Annotated in this window: 23 protein-coding genes and 1 tRNA gene; 19 read left to right on the top strand and 5 right to left on the bottom strand. The window is 46.7% G+C overall.

All coding sequences use genetic code 11. The annotated features are described in order from the left end of the window. Positions 1–15: 15 nt before the first annotated feature. Positions 16–1299, bottom strand: coding sequence for an ISNCY family transposase (locus L7H18_04715; protein ID UMX47715.1), 1284 nt, complete (start codon positions 1297–1299; stop codon positions 16–18). 326 nt (positions 1300–1625) lie between these two features. On the opposite strand from L7H18_04715, the gene L7H18_04710 reads away from it, so the two are divergent. From L7H18_04710 to L7H18_04700, 3 genes are all read left to right on the top strand, one after another. Continuing rightward, complete coding sequence (locus L7H18_04710; GenBank protein UMX47714.1) at positions 1626–1877, top strand: DUF5320 domain-containing protein; 252 nt, start codon at positions 1626–1628, stop codon at positions 1875–1877. Positions 1878–1982: 105 nt separating this feature from the next. Then, positions 1983–2723 (top strand): ZIP family metal transporter, encoded by a 741-nt coding sequence (locus L7H18_04705; GenBank protein ID UMX47713.1) that lies wholly within the window; start codon positions 1983–1985, stop codon positions 2721–2723. A 126-nt stretch (positions 2724–2849) separates the two neighbouring features. Further along, positions 2850–3125, top strand: coding sequence for a DUF134 domain-containing protein (locus L7H18_04700; GenBank protein ID UMX47712.1), 276 nt, complete (start codon positions 2850–2852; stop codon positions 3123–3125). 47 nt (positions 3126–3172) lie between these two features. Here L7H18_04700 and L7H18_04695 read toward each other — a convergent pair. The 4 genes from L7H18_04695 to pth form a co-directional block, all read right to left on the bottom strand. After that, positions 3173–3256, bottom strand: a tRNA-Leu gene (locus tag L7H18_04695). 187 nt (positions 3257–3443) lie between these two features. Then, complete coding sequence (gene topA / locus L7H18_04690) at positions 3444–5564, bottom strand: type I DNA topoisomerase (GenBank protein UMX47711.1); 2121 nt, start codon at positions 5562–5564, stop codon at positions 3444–3446. A gap of 117 nt (positions 5565–5681) precedes the next feature. Further along, complete coding sequence (dprA, locus tag L7H18_04685) at positions 5682–6569, bottom strand: DNA-processing protein DprA (GenBank protein ID UMX47710.1); 888 nt, start codon at positions 6567–6569, stop codon at positions 5682–5684. A 207-nt stretch (positions 6570–6776) separates the two neighbouring features. Beyond that, positions 6777–7373 (bottom strand): aminoacyl-tRNA hydrolase, encoded by a 597-nt coding sequence (gene pth / locus L7H18_04680; GenBank protein ID UMX47709.1) that lies wholly within the window; start codon positions 7371–7373, stop codon positions 6777–6779. An 87-nt stretch (positions 7374–7460) separates the two neighbouring features. Here pth and lepB point away from each other — a divergent pair, with 87 nt between their 5' ends. The 16 genes from lepB to L7H18_04600 all read left to right on the top strand — a co-directional run bounded on the left by lepB (position 7461) and on the right by L7H18_04600 (position 20287). Continuing rightward, positions 7461–8018: a signal peptidase I gene (gene lepB, locus L7H18_04675; protein ID UMX47708.1), complete on the top strand. Its 558-nt coding sequence runs from the start codon at positions 7461–7463 to the stop codon at positions 8016–8018. A gap of 161 nt (positions 8019–8179) precedes the next feature. Next, positions 8180–9427: a histidine--tRNA ligase gene (hisS, locus tag L7H18_04670; GenBank protein ID UMX47707.1), complete on the top strand. Its 1248-nt coding sequence runs from the start codon at positions 8180–8182 to the stop codon at positions 9425–9427. A 35-nt stretch (positions 9428–9462) separates the two neighbouring features. Then, the gene (locus L7H18_04665; protein ID UMX47706.1) at positions 9463–9804 is read left to right on the top strand and encodes a histidine triad nucleotide-binding protein; all 342 of its coding nucleotides are present in this window, start codon (positions 9463–9465) and stop codon (positions 9802–9804) included. 43 nt (positions 9805–9847) lie between these two features. Beyond that, positions 9848–10063, top strand: a complete 216-nt coding sequence (locus L7H18_04660) for a hypothetical protein (GenBank protein UMX47705.1) — start codon at positions 9848–9850, stop codon at positions 10061–10063. Positions 10064–10150: 87 nt separating this feature from the next. Beyond that, positions 10151–10627 carry a GatB/YqeY domain-containing protein gene (locus tag L7H18_04655; protein UMX47704.1) on the top strand — a complete coding sequence of 159 codons (477 nt, stop codon included), beginning with the start codon at positions 10151–10153 and terminating at the stop codon, positions 10625–10627. Positions 10628–10857: 230 nt separating this feature from the next. Beyond that, entirely contained in the window at positions 10858–10995 is a 138-nt protein-coding gene (locus tag L7H18_04650; protein ID UMX47703.1) for a hypothetical protein, read from the top strand. Next, positions 10985–11650, top strand: coding sequence for a hypothetical protein (locus L7H18_04645; protein ID UMX47702.1), 666 nt, complete (start codon positions 10985–10987; stop codon positions 11648–11650). Before L7H18_04650 ends, L7H18_04645 begins: the two co-directional genes overlap by 11 nt. Positions 11651–11748: 98 nt before the next feature. Beyond that, entirely contained in the window at positions 11749–12549 is an 801-nt protein-coding gene (locus L7H18_04640) for a hypothetical protein (GenBank protein ID UMX47701.1), read from the top strand. A gap of 62 nt (positions 12550–12611) precedes the next feature. Further along, positions 12612–13055: a hypothetical protein gene (locus L7H18_04635; protein UMX47700.1), complete on the top strand. Its 444-nt coding sequence runs from the start codon at positions 12612–12614 to the stop codon at positions 13053–13055. A 149-nt stretch (positions 13056–13204) separates the two neighbouring features. After that, positions 13205–13837 (top strand): hypothetical protein, encoded by a 633-nt coding sequence (locus L7H18_04630; GenBank protein UMX47699.1) that lies wholly within the window; start codon positions 13205–13207, stop codon positions 13835–13837. A gap of 87 nt (positions 13838–13924) precedes the next feature. After that, entirely contained in the window at positions 13925–14410 is a 486-nt protein-coding gene (ybeY, locus tag L7H18_04625; GenBank protein UMX47698.1) for an rRNA maturation RNase YbeY, read from the top strand. A gap of 132 nt (positions 14411–14542) precedes the next feature. Next, a complete protein-coding gene (ftsA, locus tag L7H18_04620; protein ID UMX47697.1) occupies positions 14543–15856 on the top strand; it encodes a cell division protein FtsA in 1314 nt (437 codons plus the stop codon). Between the two features lie 164 nt (positions 15857–16020). Further along, on the top strand, positions 16021–16950 hold the full coding sequence (ftsZ, locus tag L7H18_04615) for a cell division protein FtsZ (GenBank protein ID UMX47696.1): 930 nt from the start codon (positions 16021–16023) through the stop codon (positions 16948–16950). A gap of 208 nt (positions 16951–17158) precedes the next feature. Next, complete coding sequence (locus L7H18_04610; GenBank protein ID UMX47695.1) at positions 17159–17566, top strand: hypothetical protein; 408 nt, start codon at positions 17159–17161, stop codon at positions 17564–17566. An 80-nt stretch (positions 17567–17646) separates the two neighbouring features. Then, a complete protein-coding gene (locus L7H18_04605) occupies positions 17647–20157 on the top strand; it encodes a dockerin type I repeat-containing protein (protein UMX47694.1) in 2511 nt (836 codons plus the stop codon). Next, positions 20147–20287, top strand: coding sequence for a hypothetical protein (locus L7H18_04600; GenBank protein UMX47693.1), 141 nt, complete (start codon positions 20147–20149; stop codon positions 20285–20287). The genes L7H18_04605 and L7H18_04600 overlap by 11 nt, the downstream gene beginning before the upstream one ends. Positions 20288–20333 lie beyond the last annotated feature (46 nt).

Raw genomic sequence — 20333 nt, 5'->3', positions numbered from 1 at the left:
TTCCGGAAAAATATTTTAACAATTGATTTTTGCGATTTCAGCGGCGATTTGTTTGCGCCAAGGATGATCCGCCGGTGGCTTGGAGATGATTCTTTTTGCCGGTATGGCGGCAATCAATTCTTTGGCTTTCAACGGCTTGGCCGGCAGGATTTTGAAGTTTAAATATTTATCCCGCAGACGGATCGCCAGCGATCCGTCGAGCCGCTCTTCCATCAAAATTTCATCCTTGCGGCGCACGGTGGCGATCTGCTCTTTGGCGATCTGTATCCATTGGTTTTTGAACCTTATCGTGAAATCATTCTGTACCCGCCTTTGCGATTGGACGGAAAATATCGCGTCAAGATTTGAACTTTGAAAATCGGGCAGCTGCCGGTGCAGATCGTTTTTCTTTTTGGGAATCACCGAAAATCTTTGATTGAAATCCGGAATGAATTCTTCTTTTAAGAATTTGCTGGCCGCGGCGATATCGCTGATGCCGCGCAATCGCAATTCCTTGACCAGCCGGTCCTGCAAAGTGTCAAAGAGCCGTTCGATTCGGCCTTTGGCTTGCGGGCTGTTGGCGGTGATCAGGGTTATATCCAGTTCCCGGGCGGCTCTCTGAAACTGGGTGATCATTTCGCTGTTGTCTTTTGCATTTTTGTGATTGATCTTATATGTACTGAATTTATCCAGGTAGATGGCTATCGGTTTGCCTGATTCTTGGAGGTAGCCTTTCCAGAATTGAAACACATTGATGACGCTTTCGCTATCCGTGAATTCCGCCCGGGTGATCCGGCCGGTGGCATCGTCGACGGAGGCCAACAAACAAGATTCATCGCCGCGTTTCTCAAACCAGAAGTGGTAACAGCCGTCGAATTGTTCCAGCTCGCCCGGCGATTCTTTGCGTTCTCTTTGGCAGCGGAATTCCTGGTTTTGTTTTCTTGGTTTGGGCATCCAAATCTTTTTTGCGATCATTAAATTGCGCGTGGTCTGCTTGCCAATTTTTATTCCTTCAACCTCAACCAGTTTTTCATGCGCCAAGGTCGGGCCGAAATCAGGATACTTTTCTGAAATTATTTGTCCGGATTTTTCCCAGATTTTAAGATCGGTCTTATTGTTGCTTTGCTTGCCTCGCAAGCCGTGAATGATCCCATTGGCGCCTTTCTCCCGCACTTTGTTGCGCAATCGCTTTACCTGCCTTACCGACCGCCCCAGCTGCTTGGCCGCATCGCCCGGAGTGATTTCTTTGGCGATCAATTTTCTTATTACTTCATACCTGTCCAGCTCTTTTTGCGTCATCTTGAATAATTCTTTTTCCATATTGGTGGGTTATGTTTTATCCACCAATCATACCAGGTATGACATTTCTACTTGGACGCAAGTATGACATTACTACTTTTAAATGACATAATCGCCCTTTTGGCTTGACAAAACATTGTTATGAATATATATTCATAATTTAAGGCGTCTTAAAAGGTCGGGATAAAAAATACATTGATGTCGGGGTATTAACCCCGCCATCAACCAAAGGATGTTTCCTTTGGAATCCTCATTCTTTTTGTTCCCCGCGGCAAGCTGACGGGGTATAAAAAGAATAAAAATTTTAATCGATTTGGAATTCTTAATAAGGATTTCAAATAAAAATTATGCCGAGATTTGATCAAACCGGTCCGATGGGCCAAGGCCCGCGCACCGGCAGGGGAATGGGTCCTTGCGGCGGCGGAATGGGCTGGGGAGGCGGTTGCGGCTGGGGCCGCGGAATGGGAATGGGATTTGGCCGCCGGAGATTTATTTCTCCCAAGAATGAGGCGGCGGCGCTGGAGGAAGAAGCGGTGATGCTGGAAGAAGAATTGAAAGCGATAAAAGAGGAAATCGCCGCGCTGAAAAAAGAAAAATGATCAAAATGGCCGGTTGCGGTGTCGCAAGGCGGAATCTTGCGGCACCTTGCCGTTTGAAAAAAAAGATTTTTCGCGGTATTCTGGAATCGGAATAAAAAAACATCAATGGCAATTTTACTAATGATTATTTTGGCGAGTTTTGCGATTACTCTGTGCGTTTGGGCGGCAGTGTTGTTTTTGATGTTTAAAAAAGAAATTCTGGAAAAAATCTTAATGTTTTTGGTGTCGCTGTCGGCGGGAGCTTTGATGGGCGGCGCGTTTTTGCATCTTTTGCCCGAAGCGGCCGAAGAGCTGGAATCGGAATTGTTGTTCGGCGTGTTTCTGGCGTCGTTCGTTTTTTTCTTTTTGCTGGAAAAGATTATTCATTGGCGGCATTGCCACAAAGCCGACTGCGAAATACATTCTTTCGGATATATGAATCTCGCGGGCGACGCGGTGCATAATTTTATTGACGGACTGACGATTGCCAGCACATTTATGGTGAATCCCGCGCTGGGCATATCCACGACGCTGGCGGTGGCGATTCACGAAATTCCGCAAGAAATCGGCGATTTCGGCGTGCTGGTCTATTCGGGATTTAAAAAGAAAACCGCGCTTTTGATCAATTACGCGGTGGCGATGACCGTGGTGATCGGCGGTATCGCGGGCTATTTTTTCTTTTCGCATTTGCAAAGCGCTTTGCCGTATCTTTTGCCGTTTGCCGCCGGCGGATTTGTTTATATCGCCGCGTCGGATTTGATGCCCGAAATTCGCAAAGAAATGAATTTTAAAAAATCAATGATTTCTTTTTCGGTGTTTATCGCCGGAATATTGATGATGTATTTAGTCAAATCGATCGGCGAATAAATTTTTTAACAATGCGGAAATTGGAACGGAAAAACAACGCTTAAAGCCGTAAATCGGTTGCTAATCTCAAAAGGGTCCGACCCTTTTTAAAAAGGGTCGGACCCTTTTGAAAAATTTTATAAAATTATGGTCAGGCCCAGATTGTGCCGCAGAATAAAATTTAATCCGGAAGTCAATTATTTTAAACCGCAGGGGATACCCGTGCGCTGTTTGGAAGTGGTTGAAATGTCGCTGGAAGAAATGGAAGCGTTGCGTTTGAAAAATTTGAAAGGATTGGAGCAAATTCAAGCCGCGCAAAAAATGAACACCTCGCAAAGCACCTTCGCGCGCATTCTGGCATCCGCCCACCAAAAAATCGCCGACGCCCTGATTAACGGCAAAGCGATTAAGATAGAAAAATAATCCTTAATCTTTAACGAAAATCCGCCCTGTATGGAGCGGATTTTTTGTGCCGAAGGTGGGAGTTGAACCCACACGAGGTTGCCCTCACAGCATTTTGAGTGCTGCGTGTATGCCAGTTTCACCACTTCGGCAAAAAGTTAGGAACTAAAGATAACAATGACATAATGCACCGCCAATCTTCAAATTGATGATTGTAGGGTAGCGCGAAATTGGGGAAAAATCAAGAGAAAAATAAAAATTTAAAATGTAAAAATCAAAAATCAAAATGACAATGTAAAATTTAAAATTATTGAATTATAAATTTTACATTTTTAATTGTCATTTTTCATTTTGATTTTTCAATTTTGCATTTGCTGAACATTCTTTGTTGGAGCATTTCACTTGCTTGCGTTTGGTTTCGATCATTATGCTGCCGCATTTTTCGCACTTGGCGCCGGTGGGTTTGTCCCAGAGGGCGAAGTCGCAATCGGGGTAGGCCGAACAGCCGTAGAAAATTTTTCGTTTTTTCGTTTTCTTTTCCACGATGTGGCCGGTCCCGCATTTGGGGCAGGGGATTTCCACATCAAACGCGGGCTTGGCCGGTTCCATATTTTCGGTGTGCTTGCATTCCGGAAATTTGGGGCAGGCGTAGAATTTTCCGAAGCGTCCCATTTTAATCACCAGATTCGCGCCGCACTTGGGGCAAATTTTATCGGTGGCGACCACTTGGGTTTTTTTGCTTTCCACTTCTTTATATTTGGCATCCAAGTTTTCCTTGAACGGCGCGTAGAAATCGCGCATCATCTTTACCCAATCCATCGACCCTTGGGCGATTTCATCGAATTCTTCTTCCATTTTGGCGGTAAAACCGATATCCACGATCCGCGGAAAGTGCGCCACCAGAATGTCATTGACCATCAGACCCATTTCCGTGGGTTTGAAAGATTTTTTATCGTCTTTTTCAATATAGTTGCGGGTTTGAATCGTAGTGATGATCGGCGCGTAGGTTGACGGCCGCCCGATGCCGAATTCTTCCAGAGCTTTGATCAGGCTGGCTTCATTGAAGCGCGCCGGCGGCTTGGTGAAATGCTGGGTCGGATCAAGTTTGATAAATTCCAAATCTTCGGCGGTTTCCATCGCCGGCAAGTCAACCGGTTCGAATTTTGAGGGATAGACTTTCAAATAACCGTCGAATTTCAAGGTTTGGCCGTTGGCCTTGAAGCCATAATTCGTGTTTGAAACTCCAATCGCGTCAATATCAACGCTCATGCCGTCAAAAATCGCGGGTGTCATTTGGCAGGCGATAAATCTTTGCCAGATCAGCTCGTATAATTTATATTGCGGCCGGGTGAGATTTTTGTCGGTTTGAGCCATTTCCGGGGTTTGCTCCGGGTAGGCCGGCCGGATGGCTTCGTGGGCTTCTTGGGCGCCCTTGGCTTTGGTTTTGTAGGTGTTGTACCCGCCGGGATGGTATTGTTCTCCGTAAGTTTGAATGATGAATTGTTTTGCCGCCGCCAGCGACTGCTCCGACAAATTGAGCGAGTCGGTGCGGTGGTAGGTGATCAATCCCATTTCGTACAATTGTTGGGCGGTCATCATTGCGGCTTTGGCCGTGAGGTGGAATTTTTGCCACGCGGCTTGCTGGAGAGTGGAAGTGGTGAACGGCGGGTTTGGATTCTTGCGGGTTTCTTTTTTATCAATCGCGACGATGGAATAGCGCGCGTTTTCAAGGCCATTTTGAATATCAATCGCTTTGGCTTCATCGGTGATTTCCAGCTTGTCCAAAACTTTTTCGTTGATTTTCACCAGCTTGGCGGCAAATTCTTTGAGCGGTTGTTTTTTGGTGTTTTTGAGGGTCGCTAAAACTTCCCAGTATTCTTCGGGCTTGAAGGCTTCAATTTCGCGTTCGCGCTCGGCAATGAGCCGTACGGCCACGGACTGGACGCGGCCGGCCGACAGGCCTTTGGCGATTTTTTTCCAAAGGAAAGGGGAAAGTTGATAGCCGACGATGCGATCCAAAACGCGGCGCGCTTGCTGGGCGTTGACCAAGTTAAAATCAAGTTCCCGGGGGTTTCGCAGGGCTTCATCAATGGCGCGTTTGGTGATTTCGTGGAATTCAATGCGCCGATAAGCCGGGCCTTCAATTTTTTTGGTGGCCGGTTTGTCCAGTTTCAGGGCTTCGATCAAATGCCACGCGATGGCTTCGCCTTCGCGGTCCGGATCAGTGCTTAAAAATATCTTGTCGGCTTTTTTAACTTCGGCTTTGAGTTCTTTAATCGTGGTTTTGCCTTTGGCGGTGAGGGTGTATTTCGGCGTGAAATTATTTTCAAGATCAACGCCAAAAGAGCCCTTGGGCAGATCGCGCACATGGCCGTACGATGACAGAATTTTATAGTTCGAACCTAAAAATTTTTGCAAAGTCCGGGCTTTTGTGGGCGATTCGACAATGATGAGATCCATAAAAATTAAAAATGTAAATATCAAAAATCAAAATGACAATTTAAAATGTAAAAAATTTGAATCCAATAATTTTAAATTTTACACTGTCATTTTCCATTTTGATTTTTCGATTTTAAATTAATTGTTCAGGCAGTATTCCCCGTTGCCCAAATCGCGGATGATATTGTTGATTTCCATAACCGGGATCAGGCCGATCACGGTTGGGGCGGGGAGTTTGGCGGCCAGAATTATTTGATTGATATCCAACGCTCCGTTTTTTAACGCGTCGAGAATTTTTTGCTCTTCGGGGGTACCCGCCGTTGCCGCGATTTTCGGCGATATTGGCGCGATACCCAAGGCGTTTAGAATATCCAAGGCGGAGTCGCAGGCCAGCCCGCCTTTCTTTAACAGCCAATTACAGCCCTTGGAGTTTGTCGAGTAGATCGATCCGGGAACCGCGAACACCGGTTTGTGCTGTTTGCGACCCCATTCGGCGGTGATGAGCGAACCGGATTTTTCCTTGGCTTCGATGACCAGAACTGCCAGCGACAGGCCGGCGATGATGCGGTTGCGCTGGGGGAAAGAGTAGTTGGTGGCTTTAAAGCTTGCCGGGTATTCGCTGACCAAACAACCGCCAGTATTAACCACTTTTGTCGCCAAGTCAAGGTTTTGTTTGGGGAAAAACGATTTTTCGTCCAATCCGGTGCCGATTACGCCAACGGTCAAGCCGTTGCATTCCAAGGCGGTTTGATGAGCCAAGGTATCAATACCCGGCGCCATACCGGAGATAACGCAAACGCCGGCGCGGGACAATCCGCTCACAATATCGTGGACGGCTTGCTTGCCATAGGTGGACGGGATACGCGAACCAACCACGGCCACGCACGGTTTAACCGGATCCAAAATACCGCGCAAATATAATTCTTTGGGCCGTGAGGGGATGGTGCGCAAGCAATTGGGGAATTCAATATCGGCTTCAGTGATATGTTTGATGTTGTAATCCATCACTTTTTTACTATACACCATTTTTAAACTTGCAAAAAATTTTATAAGGAGGAGATGAAAAATGAGTAATAAGGAGGGGTTGTCGGAGGTTAAAAAATAGAGACCATTGACACTATCAAGAAATTTTTAATTTTTTGGAAGGGCTGGTCTTTTTTTGTTTCCAAAATGCAGTTTGTGCAAGGTCGCACCTTGCCGATTATGGCAAGGTGCGACCTTGAAAATGCTAAATTATTGGTTGAATTCGGTCATTGATTTTTCGATTCCTTCAGCCAGCGCGGTTTCTATGGCCGAGACGGTCAAATCAACAGCTTTGTCGAATTCTATTTGCTCCTTGGGGGAGATTTTTTTTAGAACCAATTTGTCGCCGGGGATTTTTTTCAGGGTCGCGGTATGGGGCGCGATGCCGACGCGGAAGCGGACAAAATTTTTGGTTTTCATTTGGTCAATAATCGATTGCGCGCCTTTGTGGCCGGCGGCGTTGCGGTTTTGGGAAATTTTTATTTTTCCAAGAGGGATGTCCAAATCGTCGTTGATAACCCAGAGATTGTCAAACTTTTTGTTTTTAAACAGGGAATAGCGCTTGGCCAACCGCTTGGCCGCGATCCCGGATTTATTCATAAATGTTTGCGGCTTGGCTAGAATAACGGTCTTGCCGCCGAATTCGCCCGCCGAAACCATCGCGTTATCTTCGACCATCGCAAAATCGCCAAAATTGTGTTTTTTGGCAAACGCGTCCGCGGCCATAAAACCCATATTGTGCCGGGTGCGGCGATAATCCTGCCCGGGATTGCCCAACCCGACGATTAAGATAGTTTTTTGCTCCATAATTGAGTAATTATAGCAGAATCGGACGACTTGCGGAAGTTGTTTTCTTTTGTTATGATAAAAGCATATTTTAATCAAATTTTCATTATGTCATCGGCAATCAAAAGCGCGGGCGGATTTGTTTGGGAAGTGGCCAAGATCGTGGTTTTGGCGTTTGCCATCGTGATTCCGGTGCGTTATTTTCTGTTTCAGCCGTTCGTGATCCAAGGATCATCGATGGAGCCGAATTTCCACGAGGCGGATTATTTGATCGTTGACGAACTGTCCTATCGGTTCCGGGCGCCGGAGCGGGGAGAGGTGGTGGTTTTCAAATATCCTTTAGACACCTCCAAACGCTTTATCAAGCGGGTGATCGGCCTTCCGGGCGAAACCGTGGAGATCAAAAGCGGCAATGTTGTTGTTACCGCGGTTGACGGTACAACCATGACATTGAGCGAACCGTACATTCCGTCGAATCTTAAAGCGCCGGATATGAGTTCGTACAAGCTGGGCGACGGCCAGTATTTTGTTTTGGGGGACAACCGGCCGTACTCTTCCGACTCTCAAGATTGGGGGGAGCTGCCCAAAAAAGATATCATCGGTCGGGTGGAAGTGCGCTTGTGGCCGCTGGACCAGATATCCTTGTTTGAAACACCGAAGTACTAAAAATTAAAAATGTAAAAATCAAAATGAAAAATGACAGTTCAAAATTTAAAATGAAACAATTTTAAAATTTGATAATTTTTAATTTTACATTGTCATTTTTCATTTTGATTTTTATCTTTTAACTTTGTTCGATGAAACCAAAATTCCAATCGGTTACCGGTATGCACGACATTCTTCCGGATGATCAGAAATATTACGAAAAAGTCTATGAAACCGCCAAGGAGATCGCGGAGTTTTATAATTTTAACCGCATTGAAACGCCGATTTTGGAAGACAGCGATCTTTTTGTGAAAAGCACGGGCGCCACGACCGATATCGTGCAAAAACAAATGTATTCGCTCAAGACCCGGGGCGGAGATAATTTGACTCTGCGGCCCGAGGGGACGCCGTCAATCGTTCGTTCTTATTTGGAAAACGGAATGGCCAACTGGCCCCAGCCGGTCAGGCTTTGGTATTACGGGCCGTTTTTCCGCAGCGAAAAGCCGCAAGCGGGCCGTTACCGGCAGTTTTGGCAGTTGGGGTTTGAAGTCTTTGGCCAAACGGGCGCGATCATCGACGCGCAGATCATTCAAATTTATTATAATATTCTAAAGGAACTCGGGCTGGGGAATATCGCCATTGAAATCAACAGCATCGGCGACGCGTTGTGCCGGCCGTATTACCGCAAAACTTTGGCCGGTTATTTGCGCGGCCGCGAATCGGCTTTGTGCGCGGATTGCAAGCGCCGGGTCAAAGAAAATCCTTTGCGGGTGCTGGATTGCAAAGAGAACAAATGCCAAGCCGTCCGCGCGCAGGCGCCGCAGATCGTGGATCATCTTTGCGAAGAATGCAAAAGTCATTTTAAAGAAGTTTTGGAATACTTGGAAGAAATCGGCTTGCCTTACCGGCTCAATCCCTATTTGGTGCGCGGTTTGGATTATTACACGCGCACGGTTTTCGAAATTTACCAAGGCGGGCAGGATAGCCGCGGGCAGATGGCCATGGGCGGCGGCGGCCGTTACGACGGATTGGTGAAAGTTCTGGGAGGCAAGGAAACGCCGGCCATGGGCGGCGCTTTGGGGGTCGATCGGATCGTTCTGGCGATGAAGGCCGCCGATATCAAAGTGGGCGAGGAGAAAAAAGCCAAAGTATTTTTGGCGCAATTGGGAGTTTTGGGCAAGAAGAAAAGTTTGAAGCTGTTCGAGGAATTGCGCCAAGCCGGCATTTCGGCCGGAGAATCGTTTGATCGCGATTCGCTCAAATCGCAATTGAAAATCGCCGATAAATACGGCGCCAGATTCACCTTGCTCTTGGGGCAGAAAGAAGCGCTTGAAGGGTCGATTATTCTGCGCGATATGGAAACCGGCAAGCAGGAAAGCCTGAAGCTGGGCACGGTGGTGGGCGAGATCAAAAAGAGATTTAAGAAGTAAAAATGGTTGACATCCTGCCAAATTTAAGCAATACTATGGATTGTGTCTTTTGCAAAATCATCAAAGGGGAAATACCGGCCAAAATTGTGTTTGAAAACGATTTCGCGCTGGCGTTCGAGAATATCAAGCCGGTGTACCCGGTGCATACTTTGATAATTCCCAAAAAACATATTGCCAATATTCAAGAGGCAAGCGCGGATGATCGGGAATGTCTGGCCGAAATGATGCTGGCGATTCCCGAAATTGCCAAGATCAAGGGGGTGGACAAAAGCGGTTACCGCTTGATTGTCAATTGCGGCAAAGACTCCGGCCAAAGCGTTGGTCATTTGCACATCCATTTGGTGGGCGGCCAAGAATTGCCGTTTGCCGTCGGCTAGAAATCATAGAATAATTTAAACATTTAATCATAAAATAAATACAATGGCTTTAGAAATCAAAAGAAAACAGCGGGAGAATGTGCAGGCGATGATGAGGCGTTTTCAAAAGGCGGTGCAACAGAGCGGTATTTTATTGGAAACGCGCAAGCGGCAATTTGTCAAGCGCGTGAAATCCGACAATATGCAGAAAAAATCCGCGTTGCGCAAAGTGGAAACCAAGAAAAAATACGACCTGATCAAGAAGATGAAGAAATCTTAAACGGTCATCATCGACTTTTTTAACCGGAATACGAATTTAAAATCACGGTAGGGGCGAATAATAATTCGCCCTTGCGATTTAAATACTATGCTCAAGAATAAAATCGACGACGATTTCAAAGCCGCTTTCAAAGCCAAAGATGAAGCGGTTGTTTCGGTTCTGAAAATGCTCAAGGCCGCGATTTTGAACAAAACCAAAGATAAGGAATTCTTGTTCAACAAGCAAGGCAAAGATATCGCCCAGGCAACGCTTGGCGACGAAGAGATTGTCGATGTGGTTTCGGCGGAAATCAAAAAATTAAGAGATTCGCTGGCATTGTTCGACCGGGGCGGCCGCGTCGATCTGGCCGAAGGCGCCAAGGCCGAGATTGCGATTTTGATGCGCTATTTACCGGAACAATTGAGCGAGGACGAAATCAAAAAATTGGTATCCGAAGCCGTGGCGCAGAGCGGCGCGGCCGCTGTCAAAGATATGGGCAAGGTGATGGGAATTTTGATGCCCAAAATGAAGGGTAAGGCGGATACCGGACTGGTAAGCAAGCTGGTCAAGGAAGCGCTGTCATAAAAACATAAGATTTTTTGAATTAAGAAACCATTAAATTCAAATACTCTAAAGGGGTCTGACCCTTGCGATTACCCCTCGCAAAAGCCTCGGGACAAGCGCAAGGGATAGACCCCAAAATGCAAAGCGTTTCGCAATTCAAAATAAGATTATAAAAAAATAAAATCGGGAAAAAACAGGGAAATCCTGTTTTTTGTTGCAATAAAATTTGATGTTATGTTAAAATCATCGTTATGGAAAAGCAATTTTCAAAATTCGGAAAGCCGTGCGGTTGCCGCAAGGGAATCGCGCTAATGGTCGCGTTTTTTGTTATTTTGGCCGCGTCCGCGCTTTGGTTGTTGATCGGCCAGTATAATTCATATGCCGGATGAGAAAGGAAATAAAAATATGGGCGCGGCCGTAAAAGAAGTTATGGCTTTGATGTCAAAACACAGGATGGTCTTGATTGCGCTGGCGCTGGCGGTTTTCGCGTTGGTTGGAATTCGTTTTTTTAATTTTTTAAATCTATATGAGGCGCGGGCGGATGATCGGGAATGGAAAAATTTCGCCGAAGATATTTATGGATTTTCAATGGATTATCCGGCGAACTGGTCGCTTGATGTTGATTATGACCGCTATGCCAAAGGGTTGATGAGCGCGGAATTGAACAATAAAAAATGCGGTTTTAGCTATAAAAAATGCGATAATGATTGCGCCGATATCCGGATTATCGCGGGCAAAAAACCCGGGGGCGGAGAATCCCAGGGATTGTTTACCCAATTGTACGAAGATTTTATGATGGTGCGCGATTTTTCGACCGCATCGCTGATAAGCACGCTTGATTTCAATTCCAAAAAGGTTTTCAAAGTAGCCAGCGATCAGCCGACTTTGGCGTTAACCGGCGCTTGCGCCGGTCCGTTCTATACTTTTGAAACCGATTCCGGTTATTTTGTTTATGTTTTCGCCGGCTACGGCGCCAACGCCCTTTCGGTTGATGATGAAACGCGCAAGATCATCGATTCCATCAAAATCATCGGCGGCGGATAACCGCTCTTAATCCGCGAAAGATTTTAAAACAGGACTTGGTCCTGTTTTTTGCTGTTTATGTCTGGTAAAATAAAATTAAAACGAATAAAAATCAATTCATGAAACAAAATGTAATATTGTTGGCGGGATTGGTTGTTTTGGCGGCCGCATCGGCCGGCGTCGGAATTTGGATTTATCAAACGCAAACCGTGCCGGAACAAAGCCAATCCGAAACCGAAACCCCGCCGCCCGAAAGAAATGATTTGGCGGCGGGAAGGCGGGAAGCGGCAATTGTCCCGAAAAAGCTTTCGCGCGTTTTCAGTTCCGGCGCGATTTTCAATATTGCTTGGGACGCCGGCCAGCTTGCCGAGATTCAGGGATGTTCCGGCGGCGTGGCCGACTGTCAGATTGCGGCGTTAAAAAAACTTGGCGCCGGCGAAGACGCGATTGAATTTTGGCGCGAATCGGATTGGGGGTTGATGGCAAATTATATCGGCTATGGCGATTATCAAAACGGATATTATGCCGTCCTTGATGTTTTGAATCCGCTGGCGGCCAACAGCAATCATCAGTTCGCTTTGTATGATGTTGGTGAAAATATCTGGTACTTGATGGCGACCGATTTTTCAAAAATTTCCGATAACGGCCGTTTGGCGGAAGAATTTCCGCCCGGCCGGGAAGTTTCATTTTCCAACGGTGAACGGATCGGATTGGATAAAACCGGCGGGCTTGTTTTTACTTTTGACATTACGACCGGTTGCCGCGCTTGCGGCACGGGTTATCGCGCCGTGATCAGCTATGAAATCGATCTGCGAAATTCTCAAGTTTATGCCGATCTTCTGGGATTTTGCGCCGAAGACGCAACAACCGATGGCAAATATCCGGCATGCTCGGATAAAAACCGAATCTTGTCTTTGTAATTTTTGTAAAATATGGCGAAATTGCGATTAATTTTGCCAATTGCCCAATTATCCAAAAAACTATGAAATCAAATCAAAACGGGTTTGCGATGTTTGTCGGTGTTTTAATCGTGCTGTCGCTGGCGGCGATTGTTGTTGGTGCGTATTTTTATTTCGTAAACAGAAATAATGTTAAAAGTTATGATACCGATCAAAGTCATTATACCGATCAAGGAAATATGACAGTGAGCGGTGATTTAATGGAGGATGGCGCTTGTAATTTCCAACTGGATTATGATGGAGGGGATGGTGAATCTAATTTTGCCGAATTTCTCGATATTCCGGAATTTAAAAACAGATGCGACGAAGTGAAGCAATATGTTGGCAAAAAAGTGGAAATCAGAGGTCATGTTTTCGGTCAGAGTTTTAGCGAGCCGTGCAGCTGCATACCGATCGGCTACATTGAAAATGTTGAGTCGTTTTCTTTGGCGCAACCGGATACTCAAGTACCGCAAATAAATCAATAAGTTAAAATCAAGCAAAATGCTAACCCTTTGCGCGCCATAGTTTTGTGATTGTTTGCGCGGTTGCCAATTCCTTATGAATGGAAATATCGCCGCGATCGGGTATTACTTTTTGGGCGATGGTGGTACAATGGGATTACTAACTTAAATCTATGGCGAGGAGGAAAAAGGGGGTTAATTACAATTTCATATTGATTGTTTTGGGGTTGGCGGCGGGCGTTTGGTTCGCCGCGGATTTTTATTTCAATGTTTATCGCCATCCGCAAAAAGAGGTTGCGGTCGAACAGGTCGCGACAACAACGGCGCCGAGCGAAAAATCCGCGACAACCCCTGAAGCCGCCGCGCCGGTTTTGGAGAATGGGTTTAAAAACGAAACTTGGCGCGACGCGCGGCTTGGGATTGAATTCCAATATCCGGTTTTCGCGGCCGGCGATCAAGGATGCCCGAAATTGGAAAAGACCGATGGCGGATTTTCGCTGGGAATATTCTATTTCTTGGAAAGCGCCGCCCGCGGCTCGCTGGCTGATTTTGTCGATGGCCAACTTATGGGAATGACGGTTGACGGCCGGGCGGATATTTCCGTGGCGGGCAAACCGGCCAAGAAAATTGATTATGAAACGGCAGGGATGGGATTTAGCGGCAGCGCGGTTTTTCTTGAAAACGGCGAAAAATTCTACGAATTCGGGTTTTTGGCCAACGAATCATCGACTGAGTGCGGCGGCATTGACGATTACGAGGACCGGGTTTATCAATCGGTGATTTCCACTTTGAAATTCACGAATTAAGGCGCATGCCCGGGGACGCATGGCCGGGGCGATTGCGTTCGCCTTTTTTGTTTGTTAAAATAATTGATTAGCGCGGGGAGATTTTTAATGAAAACTAATGTTGAAATAAATAGCTTGGTTAAAGCGGCGGTAAATCAGAAGCTGGTAAAAAAAACCGCCGTTGCCGTTATCGGCGGGGAGGCAAAAGATGTGTCCGATGCCCGCAATGTTGAAGTTTCGATTGTGATCGCGGGTCCGAAAAAAATTCGCGAGATCAACAAAAAATACCGCAAAAGAGACCAGGTAACCGATGTCCTATCGTTTGTCGAAGAAGATGCGGACCAAGACTGCGGACACCCCCGGGTATTGGGGGAATTGGTCATCTGCGCCAAACAGGTAAAAGACGACGCCCGGGAAACCGGAGTTTCGGCGGAATACGAATTGGCGTGGGCTGTGGTTCACGGAATGCTGCACCTGTTCGGCTATGACCACGAAAAAAATAAGGCGGCGGCGATTGAAATGAGACGAAAGGAACAATTTTATTTGTCGCAATTCAAAGATGTTTTTAAATTTAAAGTTAAAAAATCAAAATGAAAAATGACAATTTGCGCCATAGGCGCACCCGTCCTTTGGCGGGGAAAATGTTAAAATGCCGCGATAAAAACATTTTATGATTTTACATTGTCATTTTGATTTTTGATTTTTACATTTTACAATTTTAGTTTCATGGCAAAATTTCCAATACTAATTACCGGTTTGGATATCGGTACCAGTTCTATAAAGATCGTGGTGGCCCAGAAAAAGGCGGCCGGAGAGGGGTTGGACACTATCTACGCGGGACAGCGTCCGTCGCGGGGAGTGAGGCGCGGAGTGGTGGTCGATGTCGAAGCCGCGGCGCGATGCGTGCAAGAAGTTGTCAAAGACGCCGAGCTGGCGGTGGGCCGCAAGTTGCCCGGGGCGTATATCAGCGTGGGCGGCAGCCATATATTTTGCACGCCTTCCCACGGGTTGGTATCGGTTTCCCGGGCCGATGGCAATATCTCCGCCGAAGATGTCGATCGGGTTTTGCAGGCGGCGCGCACGATTTCGTTGTCATCGAACAAGGAAATCGTCGATGTTTATCCGCGCGAATTCGCGGTCGACGGCGAAAGCGGAGTGAAGGACGCGATCGGTATGCGCGGAGTGAGGTTGGAAGCGGAGGTTTTGATCGTGGCGGGGTTCACTCCTTATTTGAGAAATTCCGATCAAACGGTTCTAAAAGGCGGTTTGGAGATATTGAATCGCGCGCCGTCGGTGATCGCGGCCGCGGCCGCGGCGCTGTCCGATCAGCAAAAAGAATTGGGCGTGGCGATATTGGATATCGGCGCCGGCACATCAAGTCTTGCGGTTTATGAAGAAGGCGATCTTCTGCATATGGCCGTTTTGCCGGTCGGATCGTCGAATATTACCAACGATATTGCCATCGGCGCCAAGACTGATATTGAAACCGCCGAGCGTTTGAAAATAGAAAAAGGAATTTGCGTTTTCAAGGGCGGCGACAAAAAGATTTATCTGAGCGCGGAACAAGGAGGGGAAGAGGCGAAGGAACACTCTTCCAATGCCGGACAGCCGTCGTTTTCGCGAAACTTGGGCGGGTCAAGCCGGGGACGGGACGGCGGAGCCGCGATTTTTTCGCAAAGGTTGATTTCAAAAATAATTCAGGAAAGAGTGGCCGAGATTTTTGAATTGGCGAATAAGGAATTGAAAAAAATCAGCCGCGATAAAAAATTGCCGGCGGGCATTGTGCTCACCGGCGGCGGAGTGAAATTGCCGCGTATCGAGGAACTGGCAAGGAAAACATTTCAATTGACCGTGAGCGTGGGCGTGCCGCGCGGGTTTGACAATATCGATCAGGATCCGGCGTTGGCGGCGGCCTGCGGATTGGCCGCGGCGGGGTGGAAAGAGCAGGAGGATGAGAGCGGAGGCGTTTCGCCGCGTTTCTCGATGAACGGCAATGGCTGGGACAAAATAAAAAAGTTTTTCAAGATATTCATACCGTAGGAGCGGTCGCGGGGTTTTCCGGGAGGGTGGTAACGAAAATTTAAAATGTAAAAATCAAAAATCAAAATGACAATGCAAAATGTAAAATGTCCGCGCATTTTGAACTTTTAATTTTAAATTGTCATTTTTTATTTTGATTTTTTAACTTTAAATTTCTGCAGGGTATGTTTAATCCAATCAACATAAAAGTGCTGGGGGTGGGGGGATCGGGGTGCAACGCGATCGGAAGGATGGAAAAGGATCGTATCCGCGGCGTGGAATTGGTCGCGCTGAATTCCGATTATCAAGATTTGAAAAAGGTCAAAGCCGACGCCAAAATCCAGATTGGCCGCAAACTGACGCAGGGATTGGGAACCGGCATGAATCCGGAAATGGGCCGCAAAGCCGCCGAAGAACAGCGCGAAGAAATAAAAAAAGCGATTGAAGGCGCGGGAATGGTTTTTGTCGCTTGCGGCTTGGGCGGCGGTACGGGTTCGGGCGCGGCGCCGGTGGTTGCCGAAATCGCCAAAAATTCGGGAGCGTTAACCGTGGCGGTGGTAACCCGGCCGTTTTCGTTTGAAGGTTCATACCGCCAGCGCGTCGCCCAGGAAAGCATTGATTCAATCAAGGGCAAGGTTGATTCGCTGATTTCGATTTCCAACGACAAATTGCTGGCAACGCTTAATCCCAACACGACTTTGACCAACGCGTTTTGGATTTGCGACGAAATTTTGCGCCAGGCGGTGCAAAGCATTTCGGATTTGGTTTTATCGCCGGGCATAATCAATGTCGATTTTGCGGATGTGAGATCGATTCTTAAAGATTCCGGCCGCGCGGTTTTCGGCATCGGTCGGGCCAAAGGCGAAAAGCGGGCCGAAGCGGCGGCCCGGGCGGCGATTGAATCGCCGCTGTTTGATGTTCCGGCGCGCGGCGCCAAGGGCGTGTTATTCAATGTTTCCGGCGGCGCCGACATCAGTCTTTCCGAAATTGAAGAATCGGCAAAAATCATAACTTCGGAAATCAATCCGCAGGCGCGGGTGATTTTCGGTGCGGTTCACGACCAAACTTTGCCCAAAGGCGAAATCAAGATCACGGTCGTGGCCACGGGCTTCTGAAAAATCATAAATCCGAAGCGCGAATCTCGAAATCCGGATTTGCCATTTTGTGGGCGAAGTATTTTTTAATCAAGGAATGAGCACGAAATTGTTTCCGGTGCGGAAGCGAAAACCGGTAGGGCGCTAGCAGGTATGCGGTTAGTTTTTTGGATGGATTCAAACAATTTGTCTTTGACATTTAACTGTATTTCTTTAATTGTTAACTACTATGAATAACAGACTTGTTCTTTCAGTTGTTGGGGGAATATTGTTCTTGTTTGTAGTGGTGTTTGGGTATTGGTATGTGGCGAAGCGCGATTCTTCGCGTTCTTACACTGAAACCATTTCCTCTCTGAAAGGAATGGAATCGTATGTTCCAATAGCATTCCCTATACACACCGCTGTTGATGCGGGTCGTTTTGCCATAGGGTTTGCAGAGGTTCGCGCCGAGCTTGTGCGTGCGGAAGAAGAGGCTAAATACCCGGGATGGCGGATAACCACTTTTCGGAAGGAAGAAGGCGTGTGGTTTGTGGATATCGAGTCCCAAGGGAAGATATTGCCCAGTTATTCTTGCGAACTCACCGTTGTCCGCAGTGGAGATGTAGAATATGTAAAGCGATGCTCGTATAACAAATAATACTTTAACCGATATCATCGCTTCGTACCGCCGCGCTCTTGAGTAACGGGAAAATGATTACCTGCGATTGATTTCTTAATTTGAATAAAAAAATAAAAAAAACAAAAAAAATGGATAGAAAAAATATGGCCAAGTTATTTTTTGTCGTTCCCGTGTTGTTTGTAATAAGTTTTGTTCCATCGGTATACGGGGCTACCATACCAAGTTCTTCTCCATCCGCGCGTTCGGCGCAGGCAATAGAACAAAATATGCCGCCGAGTACTAAAGGGCAAGGCATTTCAATTAAAGCAATGGATGCCATCGTGAGCGACATTATCACTTTTAGTGAATTTTCCGTAGAGACGGCTATCACGGATGAATACAAAGGCAAAGGTATTATCTTTGGTGGTTCCAGTCCTTTTATTACCCAAGATGGTTCAAACCCGACAAGCCCCGTTCTTTCCGGTTCTCCTCTTTTCCAGGGAGCGATAGAGGGCCGGTTTGTTGATAAAAAAGACGGCGTAACGCCGATTGTAGTCCATTCCTTCTCTCTCGACGCTGGTTATTTCGATAACATAGGTTCGGTACGCATCCGGTGGTTTGATTCTAAGGGTGAAGTGCTTGGACAGCGCATTAACTCTCAATTCGGCATTGAACACTTTGTTATAACCGGAGGAAATATCGCACGGTGGAGAATTGAAACCGTAGCTGATGAACCAGCGGGATACGCCATAGACAATGTTTCATTTGTGTCGGTTGGCCCATCAATACTGTTCCGCGAAAAAAATGATGATATGAAAGATGGCACATGGGGCCTACAAAAGGATCAAATACCCGGTTATGACCATTCTGCATTTCAGATAAATAACCTGGTGTATGAATCGCATCCCGGGTATCTTACAGGGACATATGAATCAAGCGACGGATTTGAAAGGGCAGGCGTACAGTCCATAAACGGTGTACAAGCGCAACACTCCAAGGGAACATTTTTGCACGATGCGTTTGTCGGAGAGCCGACTGCTGTTGTTGCCACCGAAGACATACCAATTTCGGAAGAACTTGCAGAGGCAATGGAGGCGGCTATTAAAACTCGCACGGGGGACACTTTTCGCTTTATAGATTTTAGCTTTCCCGAAGGAATATCCGACACGCTTTCTCCCGAGGCACAAAAAGGCCGTGATAATTCGTTTACCTGCGTCGGGTTGGTGGAATGGGCGGCGGAAACTGTTGGTTATCGAAATGGCGCAGGTTTTATACCGAATGATTTAGAGTCAATGGAGGCTACATTTGGCGGAAAGAAGTACTTGATTCCCTTGCTTTCTCCTGAATTGCTTCTGCATGCGCTCAAGACAGAAAATACATTTGCGAATATAAAGAATTGGTTCCATGGCATGTTTGATCCGGTTGATTTTATTATCACTGATCCGCTGGGTCGGCAAATGGGCTATACTTCTGCTACGGGAGAACTGAATGATATCCCGGGTTCTTTCTATAGCGGCAATGGAAAGATTGAACAATTCCTTCTTACCAATCCGCTCCCCGGCGAGTATTCGGTACGGTTCTATGGCCTTGGTGCGGGGGTGATGGGTGCCATGGGAGGCGCAAGCTCAACAATAGAATTTGATGAGACAATCCCTGCCGGAGAAGAACGGGTGATAAAATATCGCGTGGAAATTGCAAAAGGTGGGCTAGGCGATGTCAATGGCGATGGCCAGATAAATGGACTTGACATTACGGCACTTCAGGAAGATCTCAATACATATTATGAAGGTCTATTTAGTAGCGGGGACCTTAACGGTGACGGGTTTTTTTCGCAAATAGATGTTGACCTGCTTAATCAGCTTATTGTACATCTCGAATCTCTGAATACAGATACTGTACCTCCCACCACTGCCCTCGTTGCTTCCGGTGCCGGTGGCCCCATATGGTTCCGCTCCGACATTGCTATAGTTTTTGCCGCAAAGGATGATGCGGAAGGAACCGGCGTTGTAAAGACAGAGTACTCACTTGACAATGATACAACATGGCAAAAATACACAATGCCTTTTACCTTGGCAGGCGAGGGAAAACATGTCGTGCAGTATCGCTCGACCGATAATGCGGGAAATACTGAAGAAACAAAGACTGCGGAATTGTACATTGACCTTACCGCCCCGGAAGCAAAAATTATGGCAGACATCGCATTAAAAGACTTGTTCGTGGCAGGTAAAGACAATCTTGGAAGCGTCACTGTGACAAAGACTGCTTCTGGGTATATGATTAAAGATGAGGCGGGACACACCACCAAGCTTGTGTTAAAAAAGTCTTTTAGCAACAAAATGCTCGCATACGCTCAGCTTACCGGCATACAGTATGACTCCGCGCCGCTTGTGACTCTTCCGCAATCGACTTTCGTTTATGTCTGGATACCGATCAATCCGCAGGCAGTTCTTACCAACCAAACCGTAGTCGCAAGTAAAACCTTCATGATAAACGCGACTTATGTTAAACTCCTTAACAAAACAAATATCGTCGTGCTTCAAAACAGCAAACAGGTCGATAAAAGAACATTCCCTGGCCTCAAGCTTGTAATGCTTATCACATCAAAAGGTGCGGTGGGATATGAATTATAACAAATGCGGCAGAGACAATGTTGTGATTAATTACGATCAAAATGGAGATATTATCAATCTTGAAATTATGAAAATCAATTTGGCGGAGTTTGTCGGGTCAAAAAATTCAAACAAAGCGTTGCTTGAATGAGTAGCTGGTTGATGCTTGGCGGTTGAAGCCCGTTGAGGCCAAACAT

The organism is Candidatus Nealsonbacteria bacterium DGGOD1a (assembly GCA_022530585.1).
Lineage (GTDB): Bacteria > Patescibacteriota > Minisyncoccia > Minisyncoccales > UBA5738 > UBA5738.
Note: the sequence above shows the minus strand (reverse complement) of the source record. Positions and strands in the feature narration are given on the sequence as shown.

Coding starts and splice junctions, on each gene's coding strand:
- L7H18_04715 (UMX47715.1), bottom strand. CDS start 1,299: ATGGAAAAAGAATTATTCAAGATGACGCAAAAAGAGCTGGACAGGTAT.
- L7H18_04710 (UMX47714.1), top strand. CDS start 1,626: ATGCCGAGATTTGATCAAACCGGTCCGATGGGCCAAGGCCCGCGCACC.
- L7H18_04705 (UMX47713.1), top strand. CDS start 1,983: ATGGCAATTTTACTAATGATTATTTTGGCGAGTTTTGCGATTACTCTG.
- L7H18_04700 (UMX47712.1), top strand. CDS start 2,850: ATGGTCAGGCCCAGATTGTGCCGCAGAATAAAATTTAATCCGGAAGTC.
- topA (UMX47711.1), bottom strand. CDS start 5,564: ATGGATCTCATCATTGTCGAATCGCCCACAAAAGCCCGGACTTTGCAA.
- dprA (UMX47710.1), bottom strand. CDS start 6,569: ATGGTGTATAGTAAAAAAGTGATGGATTACAACATCAAACATATCACT.
- pth (UMX47709.1), bottom strand. CDS start 7,373: ATGGAGCAAAAAACTATCTTAATCGTCGGGTTGGGCAATCCCGGGCAG.
- lepB (UMX47708.1), top strand. CDS start 7,461: ATGTCATCGGCAATCAAAAGCGCGGGCGGATTTGTTTGGGAAGTGGCC.
- hisS (UMX47707.1), top strand. CDS start 8,180: ATGCACGACATTCTTCCGGATGATCAGAAATATTACGAAAAAGTCTAT.
- L7H18_04665 (UMX47706.1), top strand. CDS start 9,463: ATGGATTGTGTCTTTTGCAAAATCATCAAAGGGGAAATACCGGCCAAA.
- L7H18_04660 (UMX47705.1), top strand. CDS start 9,848: ATGGCTTTAGAAATCAAAAGAAAACAGCGGGAGAATGTGCAGGCGATG.
- L7H18_04655 (UMX47704.1), top strand. CDS start 10,151: ATGCTCAAGAATAAAATCGACGACGATTTCAAAGCCGCTTTCAAAGCC.
- L7H18_04650 (UMX47703.1), top strand. CDS start 10,858: ATGGAAAAGCAATTTTCAAAATTCGGAAAGCCGTGCGGTTGCCGCAAG.
- L7H18_04645 (UMX47702.1), top strand. CDS start 10,985: ATGCCGGATGAGAAAGGAAATAAAAATATGGGCGCGGCCGTAAAAGAA.
- L7H18_04640 (UMX47701.1), top strand. CDS start 11,749: ATGAAACAAAATGTAATATTGTTGGCGGGATTGGTTGTTTTGGCGGCC.
- L7H18_04635 (UMX47700.1), top strand. CDS start 12,612: ATGAAATCAAATCAAAACGGGTTTGCGATGTTTGTCGGTGTTTTAATC.
- L7H18_04630 (UMX47699.1), top strand. CDS start 13,205: ATGGCGAGGAGGAAAAAGGGGGTTAATTACAATTTCATATTGATTGTT.
- ybeY (UMX47698.1), top strand. CDS start 13,925: ATGAAAACTAATGTTGAAATAAATAGCTTGGTTAAAGCGGCGGTAAAT.
- ftsA (UMX47697.1), top strand. CDS start 14,543: ATGGCAAAATTTCCAATACTAATTACCGGTTTGGATATCGGTACCAGT.
- ftsZ (UMX47696.1), top strand. CDS start 16,021: ATGTTTAATCCAATCAACATAAAAGTGCTGGGGGTGGGGGGATCGGGG.
- L7H18_04610 (UMX47695.1), top strand. CDS start 17,159: ATGAATAACAGACTTGTTCTTTCAGTTGTTGGGGGAATATTGTTCTTG.
- L7H18_04600 (UMX47693.1), top strand. CDS start 20,147: ATGAATTATAACAAATGCGGCAGAGACAATGTTGTGATTAATTACGAT.